The following is a 13,904-nucleotide window of genomic DNA, read 5'->3' on the forward strand; positions in this document are numbered from 1 at the left end:
CGCAGACATGGACCTGACATGGACCTGATCCTCCAGCTCCTCTTCACCGGGATCGGCATCGGGTCGGTCTACGCCCTGGTCGCCCTGGGCTTCGTCCTGATCTTCCGCGCCACCAACGTCGTGAACTTCGCGCAGGGCGAGTTCTCGATGGTCGCGGCCTTCCTGATGGTGGTGTTCGCCGTCGACCTCGAATGGCCGTACTGGCTCTCGGTGCTGCTCACCATCGGCGGGATGGCCCTGCTCGGCGCCCTGTTCAATCTCGGCGTCTACTATCCCCTGCGCCACCGCACCTACCTGCCGGTGATCATCTCGACCATCGGCGCCTCGATCTTCCTGGCCAACACCACGCTCGCCCTCTACGGGCCGCAGCCGCAGGTCCTGCCGCCGGTCTTCGAGACGCAGGGCTTCCTGCTCGGGCCGGTCTTCCTCGACAGCCAGTACCTGCTGATCATCGCGGTGACCGCGGCGCTCGTGGCGTTCCAGTACTGGTTCTTCGAGCACACCCTGGTCGGCAAGAAGCTCCAGGCGACCTCGCAGGACAAGGAGATGGCCGCGCTTCTCGGCATCCCGGTCGCCGGCATGATCATGCTGACTTTCGTCTACAGCGCCGTGCTCGGCGGCATCGCCGGCATCCTGGTGGCGCCCGTCCTGTTCGTGTCGATCCAGATGGGCGCGACCATCGCGCTCAAGGCGTTTGCCGCGACGATCATCGGCGGGTTCGGCGACGTGACCGGCGCGATCATCGGCGGGCTGGCGCTCGGCATCATCGAGACCTTCGGGGCGGCCTACGTCTCGGTGCCGTACAAGGACGCCTTCGCCTTCATCGTCCTCGTGGCCTTCCTGGTCGTGCGCCCGCAGGGGCTGTTCGGCGAGCGTGTTGCGGAGAAAGCATGAGCGCCGATCCGACGACGGCCAACCCGACCCTCCCGGCCGCCCCGGCCCGGCCGCTGCCCCTCGGCAGCCTCGCCTACGCGGCGCTCGCCGCGGCCGCGGTGGCGCTCGCCGCGACGACGCCGTTCAGCGGCTACGTCCTCAACATCCTGATGCAGGCCGCGACCTACGCGATCGCGGTGATCGGCCTCACGGTCGTGCTGGGGCTGTGCGGCCAGATCAACCTCGCCCAGGCCGCCTTCTTCGGCATCGGCGCCTACGCGGTCGGCCTCGGCACGGTCGATCACGGCCTGAATTTCTGGCTGTGCCTGCCGATCGGGCTGGCACTGGCGGTCGTCCTCGGAGCGGTGCTCGGCGCCTCGACGCTGCGGCTCGGCGGCCACTACCTCGCCATGGTCACGATCTCGTTCCAGCAGATCCTCACCCTGGTCCTGACCAACTGGATCCCGGTCACCCACGGCCCGGACGGGGTGCCCAACATCCGCCGCCCCGCTTTGTTCGCGGACGGGCAGAGCTACCTCGCGCTGTGCGTGCTGGTCCTGGCGGTGGTCGGCTGGCTGGTCTGGCACCTGCCGCGGACCCGGCTCGGGCGCGCCATGCGGGCGGTGCGCGACAACGAGCTGGCCGCGGGCGTCAGCGGCATCGACGTCTACCGCACCAAGGTCGCGGCCTTCGCCATCGGGGCGCTGCTGGCGGGGCTGGGCGGCGGGCTGTTCGCCGGCAGCTTCACCTATATCAGCCCGGACCAGTTCTCCTTCGCCGAGTCGATCGTGTTCCTGACGATGGCGCTGCTCGGCGGGGTCGGCTCGCCGGTGGGCGCGGTGATCGGCACCGGCCTCCTGATCCTCATCCCCGAATGGCTGCGCTTCCTCAAGGAGATCCCGGGCCTGTACCTGGCGATCTACGGGCTCGCGGTGATCCTGATCGTCGTGTTCATGCCCGACGGCATTTGGGGGTTTTTGGGCGATCAGGTCCGCCGGCTGCGGCCGTCCAAGCCCGCGCCGCCGCCCGCCCCGGAGCTGACGCTGACCCAGGGGCGCGACGCCTCGGAAACGCTGCTCACCGTGTCCGGCCTGTCCAAGCATTTCGGCGGCCTCAAGGCCGTGGACGCGATCGATTTCACCGTCACCCGCGGCGGCATCCACGCGCTGATCGGCCCGAACGGATCGGGCAAGACCACGACGCTCAACGTCCTGTCCGGCCTCTACACGCCGACCGGCGGCACGATGCGCCTGCAGGACCAGGACATCACCCGGTTTCCCCCGCACCGGCGCGCCGCGGTCGGGATCGGGCGCACGTTCCAGAACATCCGCCTGTTCCGGTCGATGAGCGCCCTGGAGAACGTGGTAATCGGCGCCGAGCGCCCGAACAACCCCCTCGGCGCGCGCGACCGGCCGGCGCTGGAGGCCCGCGCGCGCGCGGCCCTGGCCTTCGTCGGGCTCGAGGCGCGGGCGCAGGAGCCGATCTCGGGCTTCTCCTACGGGCACCAGCGCCTGATCGAGATCGCCCGGGCGCTCGCCGGCAACCCGACGCTGCTGCTCCTCGACGAGCCGGCCGCCGGGCTCAATTCCAGCGAGAAGAACGCCCTGACGGTGCTGCTGCGCCGGATGGCGGCCAAGGGCCTGACCATCCTGATCATCGACCACGACATGACCCTGGTCAGCGACGTGGCGAGCCACGTCACCGTCCTGAACTTCGGCCGGCGCATCGCCGACGGGGTCACCGCCTCCGTGCTGCGCGAGCCCGCGGTGATCGAGGCCTATCTCGGCGAGGACGCCGCGACCGGGCCGGGCGCGGGGCTCCAGACCGCGCTGAAGACCGACCTCAAGACCGACCTGGCCCCGGCCTGACCCCGATGAGCACCGCCGTGTCGAACCCGGTTCTGGAGATCCGCGACCTCACCGTCCGCTACGGCGAGATCGAGGCGGTGCGCGGGCTCTCGTTCGTGGTCGGCACCGGCGAGGTCGTGACCCTGCTGGGCTCCAACGGCGCCGGCAAATCGACAACCCTCAAGGCGATCTCCGGCCTCGTGAAGCCGGCGGGCGGCAGCATCCTGCTCGACGGCCAGCCGCTCACCGGCCTGAAGCCCGAGGCGATCGTGCGCCGCGGCGTCGCCCACGTGCCCGAGGGGCGCCGGGTCTTCCCGGGGCTCACCGTGCGCGAGAACATCATGCTCGGCGCCTCGAACCGTCCCGGCATCCCGAAGCGCGCCCTGCGCGACGAGGTCGAGGCGATGTTCGAGCTGTTCCCGGACATCCGGCGCTTCGGCGACGCCCTCGGCTGGACCCTGTCGGGCGGCCAGCTCCAGATGGTGGCGCTCGCCCGCGGCCTGATGGCCAAGCCGCGCCTCCTGCTCCTCGACGAGCCGTCGCTGGGCCTCGCCCCGGTGATCGTCCAGGCGGTGTTCGCGATCATCGCGGAGGTGCGCCGGCGCGGCACCACGGTGCTGCTGGTCGAGCAGAACGCCCGCATGGGCCTGTCGGTCGCCGACCGCGGCTACGTGCTGGAGACCGGGCGCCTCGTCCTCGAAGGCGACCCGCAGGCGCTCTGGGCCAACGACGACATCCGCGCCGCCTATCTCGGAGGCCGCACAGCCCAGGGCAGCGCCGCCTGACGCCGCCGCACCCCGGAACCGCCCCGACCGCGCCCGGTTGCCCTTCTGATCCCCGACGGTGCGGTGAGGCCTATCGTGCGCGACCGCAAGCCAGATTCCCGGCGCCGCCTGCTGCAGGCCGGAGGCGCCGTCGCGGCGAGCGCGGTGCTCGGGATCGGAAGCGCCGCCGGCGCGGAGACCGATCCTGCTGCGCCCGCCGAGACGCCGACGGGCCGCCGCTCGAGATCCCTCGATACCGAGTACTTCAAGGGCATGTACGCCACGGAATCGGACCCGTGGCGCTTCGCCTCCAGCCCCTACGAGCGCGACAAGTACGCCGCGACGCTGGCGGCGCTGCCGCGGGCCCGCTACGCGTCGGGCCTGGAGGTGGGCTGCTCGATCGGCGTCTTCACGCACGCGCTCTGCCCCCGCTGCGACGCGCTGGTCGGCCTCGACGTGGTGCCGTCGGTCCTGGACGCCGCCCGGGCGCGCTGCGCCGATTGCCCGAATGCCCGCTTCGAACTCGCCGCCGTCCCAGGCGCCTGGCCGGAGGGCCGGTTCGACCTGATCGTGATCTCCGAGGTCGCCTATTATCTCGACCGCGCCGACCTCGCCCGGCTGGTCGCGCGGGTGAGGGGCGCGGTGCTGCCCGAAGCCGACATCGTGCTGGTCCACTGGCTCGGCGTCACCCATTACCCGCTCTCCGGCGACGAGGCGGCGGAGGGCTTCATCGCGGATGCGCAGGACTTCGCGCGGGTCCTGAAGCAGTCGCGGACCGCCGAGTACCGGCTCGACGTGCTGCGGGTGACCCGAGCCGATCCGAAGCCTGCTCCTTAAGCGGCGTGACCCTCAGCGCGGAGGGGCGCGGCGCGCCGTCCTCCGCCCCCACGCCGTCGCGACGCCGTACAGGACGAGCCCCGCCAGCATCAGGGCCAGGCCCGCAAGCGACTGGAGCGGCCGGACGGCGACGAGGTGGACCAGCATGAACAGCGTGACCGCCAGGAAGATCAGCGGGGTGATCGGGTAGCCCCAGGCCCGGAACGGCCGGGGCAGGTCGGGCCGCGTGATCCGGAGCTTGATCAGCCCGATTACGGTGAGGAACGAGCACAGGATCAGGCTGAACTGGATGAAGTCGAGCACCGCCTCGAAGCTCTGCGTGAACAGCAGGATCGTGGCGATACAGGCCTGGAGGAGAAGCGCGGCATTCGGCACGCCGCGCCCCGAGCGGCCCGCGAACAGGCGCAGCAGCGGCACGTCCTCGCCCATCGCCACGGTCACGCGCGGGCCGATCCACATCATCGCGCTGATCGTCGGGATCAGCCCGGCGCAGATCAGCGCGCCGACGATGCGCCCGCCCGCCTCCCCGAAGACGTGACGGCCGGCGATCAGCGCGACCTCGACCTGCCCGGCGAGATCCGCCACGGGGGTCGTGTAGAGGAACACCGCGTTCAGCGCGACGGAGAGCGCGACGACGAGGCCGGTCCCGACGACCAGCGCCCGCGGCAGGCTGCGCGGCGGGTCGGCGAGCTCGCCGACGATGTAGGTCGCGGCGTTCCAGCCCGAATAGGCGTACATCACGAAGACCAGGCTGATCGCGAAGCCGGCGCTGACGACCTGCGCCGGATCGAAGGCGGCGGGGGAGAAGCCGCCCCCCTGGCCGCCGCCCCGGGCGAAACCCACCCCGATGAAGGCCGCGATCAGCGCGAGCTTGAGCAGCGTGAACCCGATCTGGAAGGCGCTGCTGTGGCGCGTCCCGCGCAGGTGCACGAGCGAGACGATCCAGATCGCCGCCAGGCCGAGCAGCAGCGGCGGGGCGCCGGGCAGGATCGCCTTGCCGTACTGGCCGAGCGCCATGGCGGCGAGCGCCACCGGCGCCGAGAACCCGACGGTGGCCGAGAGCCAGCCGGCCATGAACCCGACGGCCGGGCCGTAGATCCGCGTGAGGAGATTGTACTCGCCGCTGGAGCGGGGAAACATCGTGGCGAGCTCGGCGTAGCAGAGCGCCCCGCACAGGGCGACCACGCCGCCCACGAGCCACAGCAGCAGCACCGTGAACCCGGACGGGATGTCCGTCACCTGGAAGCCGAGGCTCGTGAAGACCCCGATGCCGATCATGTCGGACACCACGATCGACGTCGCCGCCAGGGTGGAGACGGCCGGGGCGGCCCGCGCGGCGCTCGATCTGTCGGTCATGACTCCTGTCCGCCATGGTCCGACACCGGAACGCGGCGCTCGACGGGAGCCCGGACGGTCTCGTCAGGGCAAGACTGTCATCGCGCCGATCGATCCCGGATGACGCGCAGTAATCGGTATGGGCGCCCGCCGGGGTGGCCGTTTGCCGCGTGCGGGGCGGCCGCCGCGCTACCTTAGCGGATGCCGCCGTCGCTGAGCCGGTACCAGGCGATGATCGCCGAGACGTAGAGGCGGTGGAACGCGTGCATCGGCAGCGGCGCGATCGGCGTCAGCGGCAGCGGCAGGCTGTCGGCGTCGCCGGTGGCGATGTACTGGGCGATCGCCCGCCCCATGGTGGATTGCAGGCCGACGCCGCGGCCTTGGCAGCCGATGTCGATCAGGAGCCCGGGGGCGGGCTCGTGGAGATGGGGCAGGTAATCCTGCGTGATCGCCACGCGGCCGCACCAGCGGTGGTCGAACGCGGTGCCGTCGAGCTGCGGGAACAGCTTGCCGACGATGCGCTCGAGATGCGCCCAGTCCCGGGGCGTGCGCGGCTCGCGGAACGGGCCGCGGCCGCCCATCAGCAGGCGGCCGGTATGGTCCAGGCGGAAATACAGGAGCAGCTTGCGCGTGTCCGAGGAGACCTGCCCCTCCGGCAGGATCGAGCGGCGCAGGTTGTCCGAGAGCGGCTTCGTGGCGACCTGGAAGGAGTTGGCCGCGATCACGGTCTGCGCCAGCCCCGGCCACAGGCCGCCGGTATAGCCGTTGGTGCACAGGACGACCCGCTCGGTCGAGAGCCGGGCGCCCTGCCCGGTGGTGACGGTCCAGGTCGATCCGCTGCGGGACAGGCCGGTGACAGGCGTTTGCCCATGGATCACGGCCCCGGCCTTCAGCGCGGCGCGGGCGAGGCCGCGGGCGTAGCTCAGCGGCTGGATCGCGCCGCCGCGGCCGTCGAGCCAGCCGCCCAGGTACCGCTCCGTCCCGAGGAGCCGCGCGGTCTCGGATCGGTCGAGGACCCGGGTCGGCGCGCCGAGGCCGGCCCATTGCTCCGCCCGGCGCGCGACCTCGGCGAGCCCGGCCTCGGTATGGGCGCCCTGGATCCAGCCGGCGCGCCGGTGCGGCACGTCCATCGCGTGGCGGGCGATCAGGTCGAAGACCGTGTCGGCGGTGCTGCCGGCAAAGCGCGCGAGCCGCTCGCCGCGCTCGGGCCCGAACTTGGCGACGAGGTCGGCGGGATCGTATTTCAGCCCCGGGATCACCTGGCCGCCGTTGCGCCCGGACCCGCCGAAGCCGACCTCGCGGGCCTCCAGCACCACCGGCCGGATCCCGCGCTCGGCCAGGTGCAGGGCGGTCGAGAGGCCGCAGAAGCCGCCGCCGACGATGACGACGTCCGCCTGCCCGGATTCGGTCAGCGGCGGCGTCTCGGGTCCGGGCGGCGCGGTGGTGGCCCAGAGCGACGGCGCGAGGGGAAACGGTTCGGCCACGGGGATCCCTAGAGCGGATGCAGCACGCGCTGCAGGAAGTCCTGGGTGCGCGGGTGCTGCGGACGGTTGAGGATCTCGGCGGCCGGGCCCTGCTCGACCAGGCGCCCGCCGTCGAGGAACAGCACCCGGTCGGCGACCTCCCGGGCGAAGCCCATCTCGTGGGTCACGACCAGCATGGTCATGCCCTCGTCGGCCAGCCCGCGCATCACCCGCAGGACGTCGCCGACGAGTTCGGGATCGAGCGCCGAGGTCGGCTCGTCGAACAGGATCGCCTCGGGGCGCATCGCCAGGGCCCGCGCGATGGCGACGCGCTGCTGCTGGCCGCCCGACAGCTCGTTGGGCCGCGCATGCTCCTTGCCGGCGAGGCCGACCCGGGCGAGCAGCGCCCGCGCCCGCTCCTCGACCTCGGCGCGGGGATCCCGCTTCACATGGACCGGCCCCTCGACCACGTTCTCCAGGGCGGTGCGGTTGGCGAACAGGTTGAAGCGCTGGAACACCATCGAGACGCGGGTGCGGATCGTCTGGATGCTGCGCTTGTCCCGGTCGACGCGCTGGCCGTCGACCCGGATCTCGCCGCCGTCATAGGCTTCGAGCCCGTTGATGCAGCGGAGCAGGGTCGATTTGCCGGAGCCCGACGGCCCGATGATGCAGACCACCTCGCCCTTGGCGACCTCGGCCGAGACGCCCTTGATCACCTCCAGCGAGCCGTAATGCTTGCGCACATCCTCAAGGACGATCACCGGTGGCGCCCCTTCGCTTCGAGATGGCGCACCAGGAGGATCAGCGGCAGGCTGAGCGCCAGGTACATCAGCGCCACCATCGTGTAGACGCTGGTGTTCTTGAAGGTCGAGGAGGCGATGAGCTTGCCCTGGAGTGCCAGCTCCGCGACCGTGATGGTCGAGGCCTGGGACGAATCCTTGAGCATCATGATCATGATGTTGCCGTAGGGCGGCAGCGCGATCTTGACCGCTTGCGGCAGGATCACCCGGCGCATGGTCATCCACCAGCCCATGCCGATCGAGAGCGCCGCCTCGACCTGCCCGCGATCCACCGCCTCGATGCCGGCCCGGAAGTTCTCGGCCTGGTAGGCCGAATAGGCGATCCCGAGCCCGATGATCGCCGCCTGGACCGCGGTGAGCGACAGGCCGAAATCCGGCAGCACGAAGTAGATGTAGAACAGCTGCACGATGATCGGGATGCCGCGCAGGATGTTGATCATCACCGCGCTGAAACCGGCCAGCACGGCGATCCCGGAGACCCGCAGCACCGCCCAGAACAGGCCGAGCAGGGTCGAGACCACCAGGGAGGCCAGGGTGATCAGGACCGTGAGCTGCACGCCCTGGAACAGGATCGGCAGATAATCCTGCGCGTCGACGAGGAACTCGCGCATGAAGCTCAGGACCGGTCGGCGGAGGGCGGCAGACCCCACTTCGTCAGGATCTTCTCCAGCGTCCCGTCGGCCTTCAGCTTGGCCAGAGCCGCGTCGATCCTGGCGAGCAGGGCGGTGTCGGCCTTGCGCACGCTGATCCCCACCGCGGCGACGACGCTCGGCTTGAGGCTCTCGACCAGCCGGACGCCGGGAAACATCCCCTGCTTGACGTAGTAGGCCAGGATCGGCGCGTCGGCGAAGCCGGCCTTGAGCCGCCCGGAATTCACGTCGCGGATGATGTCCGGGATCGCGTCGTAGATCTTCACCTCGGCGAACAGGCCGGACTTCTTCAGCGGCTCGACGAAGGCGGTGCCGACCTGGGCGCCCACGGTCTCGCCCTTGAGGTCGGCGAAGGAGGTGTAGTCCTTCGTGTCGGCCTTCGGGACGATCAGCCCCTCGCCGTAGCTGTAGACCGGCGCCGAGAACGCCACGACCTCCTTGCGCTGGGGGGTGATGAACATCGCCGCCGAGATGATGTCGATCTTCGAGGCGGTGAGCGCCGGGATCAGCGTCGAGAATTGCAGCGGTTCCACCGCGACGGCGAAGCCGGCCTCCTTGCCAACCGCGTTCACGAGGTCGACCATGACCCCCTGGATCGTGTTGGTCTTGGTGTCGAGGAAGGTGAAGGGCAGGCCGGTGGGCGTCGCGCCGACCCGCAGGGGCGGCTCGGCCCGGGCCGGGCCGGGGATCAACAGGGCGAGGCTCAGGCACAGGCTCGGAAGCAGGCGTCTCATGGCGCGGATCCTCGACACTGGCATAGCGCGGCGTTGCGCTATCGCTCTTCTGTTTTCATATCTGTGAAGATTACCGCACGGTTCGCGGCTCGACGCAAGGTGATTTCACGTGCATGAAGATGCCCCGGAGTCTCCAGGATGACGCTGCGGTGAGCAGGCCCAAAGTCGAACCGACAGGCGCCGATCCGGTGGACCGGGCCGTGGGCCAAAGGCTGCGGGCCCTGCGCCAGGAGCGGCGCCTGTCGCTCGAGAAGGTCGCGGCCAGCACCGGGCTGTCGATCGGCTTCATCAGCCAGGTGGAGCGCGGCCTGTCCTCGCCGTCGCTGCGCGTCCTGGCCCTGCTCGCCGACACGCTCCAGACCGGGATCGGCGGCCTGTTCGAGGGGGCCCCGTCCGAGAAGGATCCCGACCCGATCGTGGTGTTCGAGCGGGACCGGGCCGAGCTCAAGCTCTGGCGCGCCGGGATCACCAAGCAGCTGCTGACGCCCGCCGGGGGGACGCAGAGCCTCAGCCTGTTCCACATGGTGCTCGAGCCGAAGGCCAGCACCGGCGACGAGCTGTTCAGCCACGACGGCGAGGAGGCCGGCCTGGTGCTGGAGGGGCGCCTGACCCTGGTCGTCGAGGCCCGCACGCTGGAACTCGCGGCCGGCGACAGCTTCCGCTTCGCCAGCCATCGGCCGCACCGGTTCGCCAATCCCGACGGCCGGACGCGCGCCGTCGTCCTGTGGGTCAACGCGTTGGCGGGGGAGCGACCAGCCGGTTCGTGAGCGCCGGCGGCTGAGGCCAGCCCCGTTGGGTCGCATCGCCCCTTCACGCCCCCGGTTGCACCGGCAATAACGGTTTCCCGCGTGCGGGACCTCCACGGCCCGCCCGAACCGATCCCCTCCGCCGCCTTCGGGCGGCCCTCGCCGACGGACACGACCCATGAGCGACACCCAGGACCGGACCGCGCTGGTGACGGGGGCGGCCCGCGGCATCGGGCTCGCCGCCGCGACCCGGTTCCTCGCGGAGGGATGGCGGGTCGCCCTGCTCGACATCGACGGGCCGGGCGTGGACGCCGCCGCCGCCGGGCTCGGCCGGCCCGACGCGGTGCTGGCGATCACCGCGGATGTCTCCGACCCGGAGGCGGTGGCGGGCGCGATGCGACAGGTGGCCGACCGGTTCGGCCGCCTCGACGCGCTGGTCAACAATGCCGGGATCGCGATCTTCAAGCCGATGATGGAGACCACCTTCGCGGATTGGTCGCGGGTTCTGGCCGTGAACCTGTCGGGGCCGTTCCTGTGCACGCAGGCGGCCGTGCCGCTGCTCGCCGCGCGCGGCGGCGCGATCGTGAACATCACCTCGATCTCGGGCCTGCGCGCCTCGACGCTGCGGACGGCCTACGGCACCAGCAAGGCGGCTTTGGCGCAGCTCACCAAGCAGCAGGCCGTCGAGCTGGCGCAGTTCGGCATCCGGGTGAACGCGGTCGCCCCCGGCCCGGTGGACACCGCGATGGCCAAGGCGGTGCACAGCCCCGAGATCCGTGCCGACTACCACGATGCCGTGCCCCTCGGGCGCTACGGCCTGGAGACCGAGCTCGCGGAGGCGATCGTGTTCCTGTGCTCCGAGCGCGCCTCCTTCGTCACCGGCCAGCAGCTCGCCGTGGATGGCGGCTTCGAGGCTACCGGCATCGGCCTGAAGACCCTGCGCGGCGCGCGGCGGGACTGACCGCCGCTCAACCCTGCGCCCCGGACGGCGCCCCCCGCCTCGCGGCGCCCGGACGCAGATCCGCGATCGTCGCCCGGGCGGTGTCGAGGGCGATGGCGACGGCCGACATCGTCGCGGCGTCCGGCGCCCGCTCGCGGGCGTAGCGGACCGCGTCGGCGGCCAGGCGGTCTACCTCGCGGGCCAGCCCGGCAAGCGCCGCCGGGTCCCGGGCGGCCCGGGCCTGCTCGGCGATCTCCAGGAGCCGCTCCACGATCTCGTCGACGTGCTCCCGGCGCAGGCCGGCCAGGCGCTGCCGGATCCAGGCCAGGACCGAGACCAGGCCGCCGGCCAGCGCGCCGAGCAGGTAGAGGGTGTCGCCGTAGCGCTCGACGAAGCCGTGCTGCTCGCGCTCGTAATAGTCGAGCGCGCCCGGATGGATCGGGATCCGGGCGCTGGTCGCCGCAACCGTGGTCTCGTAGGACGGGGCCTGGACGTAGTCGGCCGCTTCCGTGGCGTGGCCGGCTTCCGTGCGCTTCTCGAACAGCTGCTGCGTCATGTCGGCCGCCACGGCGCGGCTCAGGGAGGCGCGGGCCATCAGGCGGTACGAGGCGCCCACCGTCTTCACGTCGTCGGCCGGCAGCTTCGGCCGGCCGCCGAACAGGCCGCCCGGGATTGCCACCGCCTGAAGCTTGGGGAAGCGCTCGATCACGGCGTCGTCGTCCTCGACGGCGACGAACTCGACCTTGCCGCCGCGCGCCACCGAGCGGACCGCGGCGACGAGGTCCAGGGCCTTGGGGGCGGAAGGAGCGATGATGCTGATGAAGGCGTCGATCCGCTTCTCGCGCAGCGCCCCGGCCACCGCGTCCTCGGCCACCGGCACCAGCACGACCGCCCGGTCGCCGGGTCCGCCCCCCGCCCCCGGCTCCAGGCTCAGCCCGTAATAGCCGAGGAGGCTCTTGAGCAGCCAGATATCGGCGTCCCGGTGCGCGCCGATGCCGAGCCGCTTGCCGGCTAGGTGCGGGAAATCCTTGATGCCGGCCTGCTCGGGGGAGGCGATGATCATCGCCTGGTCGCGCAGGATCGCCAGGGTCAGCCCGTTGGTCGGCAGCAGCACGTCCGGCCGGACGACAGCCAGATCGGCGCGCCCGTCCTGCAGGGCGGCGGCGCTCTCGCGTACGTCGTCGAAGGCGAGGATCTTGAGACGCAGGCCGGTGCTGCCCGAATCCAGGGCGTCCGCGTAGGCTTTGATCAGGCCGGGTTCGGTCCCGTCCCGGGGGGCGACCGCGACGGTCAGCACGGTCGCCTGCAGCAGGTACCAGGCGGCCAGAGCCGCCGTGCCGAGGATCGCGACCGCCCCGGCCAGCAGGGTCTCGCGGCGCAGCAGCCAGGACAGGTCGGTCGGCATCGGCCCCTCGGTTGGTCGCGTCCGCGCCGCCGGCCGGCGCGGCTTGAAAGGCGCCTACAGCGCCAGCCCGGGGGCCGGTTCGGGCGCGGCCTGGACCGGGGGCTCGACGGAAAAATACGCCATCGGCTCCCGTCGGCCGCGCAGGGGCTCGCGGCTGACCTCCCGCCACAGGGCTTTCGCCGAGCCGGCGGCGCGCCGGACGGCCTCCGAGGCCAGGATCGGCACGCCGTGGGCCTTGGTCGCCTGCTCCAGGCGGGCCGCGACGTTCACCGTGTCGCCCAGCACCGTGAACTCGTAACGCGCCTCCTCGCCGATGATCCCGCTGAACACCTCGCCGCAATGGAGGCCGACGCCGATCCGCACCGCGGCGGCGTGCTCGCCCTTGAGGTTCCAGCGGGCGATGACCTCGACCAGGTCCCGGGCGAAGGCCACCGCCCGGGCGGCGTCGTCGGCGCGCGCCTCGGGCAGGCCGAACACCACCAGGGCGCCGTCGCCGATGAACTTGTCGACGACGCCGTTATGCAGCCGGGCCATGCGCATCACCCGCCGCCGGAACGCGGACAGGAAGGCCGAGAGCTGCTGCGGGTCGAGGCGCTCGGCCAGGGCGGTGGAGCCGCGCATGTCGACGAAGGCGATGACCGCCTGCTGCCGCCGGCCGGCCCGCAGGCTGCCGTCGTCGTCGGCCAGGCGCGCGACCAGCTCCCGCGGCAGGAAGCGCGACAGCCGGCGCCGCCGCCCGGCCTCGCGCATGGCCGAGACCGCGAACAGGATCAGCACCAGGACGAGCCCGGCGAGGGCCGCCCAGATCAGCAGCGCGATCCGGGACACCGCCGCCTGGCGCCGCTCCATCTGGGCCGCCTCCTGGGCCTCCATCCGGCGCACGACCGTGCGGATCTCGTCCATCAGGCGGCGCCCCCTGCCCTCGCGGACGAGGGTCCGGCTCGCCTCGGGATCGCCGCCCCGGTGCAGGTCGATCGTGGTGCCGAGCTCGCCGAGCTTCTCCCGGATCAGCAGGATCAGGCCGTCGAGCTCGGCGCGCTGGCTGTCGTCGTCCCGGAGCAGCTCATGCAGCCGGGCGATCTCGCCGTTGACCTTGGAGCGGCCGGCCCGGAACGGCTGCAGGAAGTCTTCGTCCCCGGTCAGCAGGTAGCCGCGCTGCCCGGTCTCGGCGTCCTGGACCGCCGACAGCACGCGCCCGAGGCGGCCCTCCACCGCCAGGGCGTGGCGCACGGCCTCGCTGCCCCGCTGCTGGTAGACCGAGGCGCCCACCGCGATGCCCAGCATCGCCAGGATCACGGCGAGGCCGGCGATCATCCGGTCGACGGTCTTCGAGCGCCCGGGCAGCTGCGCGATCACCTGGAGGGCGCGCCGCGCGGTCACGCCGGAACCGCGCAGGACGGGGCCGTCCACGCGCCGGCGATCCCGCGGGCCGGGGCCGCTGGCCGTAGGGGCTCGCGCATGGTCGCGCTCCGCGCCGCGGGCACAGCAATCTCCTGTCTCGAGGGGGTCG

13 protein-coding genes are annotated in these 13,904 nt (G+C 71.9%); 6 read left to right on the forward strand and 7 right to left on the reverse strand.

Annotated elements, in window-relative coordinates; all coding sequences use genetic code 11:
• Positions 1-18 precede the first annotated feature (18 nt).
• The 4 genes from LGR69_RS21440 to LGR69_RS21455 all read left to right on the forward strand — a co-directional run bounded on the left by LGR69_RS21440 (position 19) and on the right by LGR69_RS21455 (position 4,321).
• A complete protein-coding gene (locus LGR69_RS21440) occupies positions 19-894 on the forward strand; it encodes a branched-chain amino acid ABC transporter permease (protein WP_007562633.1) in 876 nt (291 codons plus the stop codon).
• A complete protein-coding gene (locus LGR69_RS21445; protein ID WP_091864447.1) occupies positions 891-2,741 on the forward strand; it encodes a branched-chain amino acid ABC transporter ATP-binding protein/permease in 1,851 nt (616 codons plus the stop codon). The genes LGR69_RS21440 and LGR69_RS21445 overlap by 4 nt, the downstream gene beginning before the upstream one ends.
• A gap of 5 nt (positions 2,742-2,746) precedes the next feature.
• Positions 2,747-3,505 carry an ABC transporter ATP-binding protein gene (locus LGR69_RS21450; RefSeq protein ID WP_230367262.1) on the forward strand — a complete coding sequence of 253 codons (759 nt, stop codon included), beginning with the start codon at positions 2,747-2,749 and terminating at the stop codon, positions 3,503-3,505.
• Between the two features lie 75 nt (positions 3,506-3,580).
• Positions 3,581-4,321 carry an SAM-dependent methyltransferase gene (locus LGR69_RS21455; protein WP_230367263.1) on the forward strand — a complete coding sequence of 247 codons (741 nt, stop codon included), beginning with the start codon at positions 3,581-3,583 and terminating at the stop codon, positions 4,319-4,321.
• A gap of 12 nt (positions 4,322-4,333) precedes the next feature.
• Here LGR69_RS21455 and LGR69_RS21460 read toward each other — a convergent pair whose 3' ends face one another.
• The 5 genes from LGR69_RS21460 to LGR69_RS21480 form a co-directional block, all read right to left on the reverse strand.
• Complete coding sequence (locus tag LGR69_RS21460; RefSeq protein ID WP_122160005.1) at positions 4,334-5,677, reverse strand: APC family permease; 1,344 nt, start codon at positions 5,675-5,677, stop codon at positions 4,334-4,336.
• A gap of 173 nt (positions 5,678-5,850) precedes the next feature.
• Positions 5,851-7,140, reverse strand: a complete 1,290-nt coding sequence (locus LGR69_RS21465) for an NAD(P)/FAD-dependent oxidoreductase (protein ID WP_091864450.1) — start codon at positions 7,138-7,140, stop codon at positions 5,851-5,853.
• 8 nt (positions 7,141-7,148) lie between these two features.
• On the reverse strand, positions 7,149-7,880 hold the full coding sequence (locus tag LGR69_RS21470) for an amino acid ABC transporter ATP-binding protein (RefSeq protein ID WP_230367264.1): 732 nt from the start codon (positions 7,878-7,880) through the stop codon (positions 7,149-7,151).
• The gene (locus tag LGR69_RS21475; protein WP_230367265.1) at positions 7,877-8,530 is read right to left on the reverse strand and encodes an amino acid ABC transporter permease; all 654 of its coding nucleotides are present in this window, start codon (positions 8,528-8,530) and stop codon (positions 7,877-7,879) included. Before LGR69_RS21475 ends, LGR69_RS21470 begins: the two co-directional genes overlap by 4 nt.
• A gap of 5 nt (positions 8,531-8,535) precedes the next feature.
• Positions 8,536-9,303 (reverse strand): ABC transporter substrate-binding protein, encoded by a 768-nt coding sequence (locus LGR69_RS21480; RefSeq protein WP_230367266.1) that lies wholly within the window; start codon positions 9,301-9,303, stop codon positions 8,536-8,538.
• Between the two features lie 188 nt (positions 9,304-9,491).
• Here LGR69_RS21480 and LGR69_RS21485 point away from each other — a divergent pair, with 188 nt between their 5' ends.
• Complete coding sequence (locus LGR69_RS21485) at positions 9,492-10,070, forward strand: cupin domain-containing protein (protein WP_370881391.1); 579 nt, start codon at positions 9,492-9,494, stop codon at positions 10,068-10,070.
• Positions 10,071-10,227: 157 nt separating this feature from the next.
• Positions 10,228-11,010 carry an SDR family NAD(P)-dependent oxidoreductase gene (locus tag LGR69_RS21490; RefSeq protein WP_007562623.1) on the forward strand — a complete coding sequence of 261 codons (783 nt, stop codon included), beginning with the start codon at positions 10,228-10,230 and terminating at the stop codon, positions 11,008-11,010.
• A 7-nt stretch (positions 11,011-11,017) separates the two neighbouring features.
• Here LGR69_RS21490 and LGR69_RS21495 read toward each other — a convergent pair whose 3' ends face one another.
• Together LGR69_RS21495 and LGR69_RS21500 are read right to left on the reverse strand one after the other, a co-directional pair.
• Positions 11,018-12,394: a TAXI family TRAP transporter solute-binding subunit gene (locus tag LGR69_RS21495; RefSeq protein WP_230367268.1), complete on the reverse strand. Its 1,377-nt coding sequence runs from the start codon at positions 12,392-12,394 to the stop codon at positions 11,018-11,020.
• A gap of 54 nt (positions 12,395-12,448) precedes the next feature.
• On the reverse strand, positions 12,449-13,804 hold the full coding sequence (locus LGR69_RS21500; RefSeq protein ID WP_230367269.1) for a CHASE3 domain-containing protein: 1,356 nt from the start codon (positions 13,802-13,804) through the stop codon (positions 12,449-12,451).
• Positions 13,805-13,904: the final 100 nt, after the last annotated feature.

The organism is Methylobacterium brachiatum (assembly GCF_020523825.1).
Classification (GTDB): Bacteria; Pseudomonadota; Alphaproteobacteria; order Rhizobiales; family Beijerinckiaceae; genus Methylobacterium; species Methylobacterium brachiatum.

Excerpts from the sequence above, each read along its gene's own strand:
- LGR69_RS21440 (WP_007562633.1), top strand. The coding sequence starts at position 19 with ATGGACCTGATCCTCCAGCTCCTCTTCACCGGGATCGGCATCGGGTCG.
- LGR69_RS21445 (WP_091864447.1), top strand. The coding sequence starts at position 891 with ATGAGCGCCGATCCGACGACGGCCAACCCGACCCTCCCGGCCGCCCCG.
- LGR69_RS21450 (WP_230367262.1), top strand. The coding sequence starts at position 2,747 with ATGAGCACCGCCGTGTCGAACCCGGTTCTGGAGATCCGCGACCTCACC.
- LGR69_RS21460 (WP_122160005.1), bottom strand. The coding sequence starts at position 5,677 with ATGACCGACAGATCGAGCGCCGCGCGGGCCGCCCCGGCCGTCTCCACC.
- LGR69_RS21475 (WP_230367265.1), bottom strand. The coding sequence starts at position 8,530 with ATGCGCGAGTTCCTCGTCGACGCGCAGGATTATCTGCCGATCCTGTTC.
- LGR69_RS21480 (WP_230367266.1), bottom strand. The coding sequence starts at position 9,303 with ATGAGACGCCTGCTTCCGAGCCTGTGCCTGAGCCTCGCCCTGTTGATC.
- LGR69_RS21490 (WP_007562623.1), top strand. The coding sequence starts at position 10,228 with ATGAGCGACACCCAGGACCGGACCGCGCTGGTGACGGGGGCGGCCCGC.
- LGR69_RS21495 (WP_230367268.1), bottom strand. The coding sequence starts at position 12,394 with ATGCCGACCGACCTGTCCTGGCTGCTGCGCCGCGAGACCCTGCTGGCC.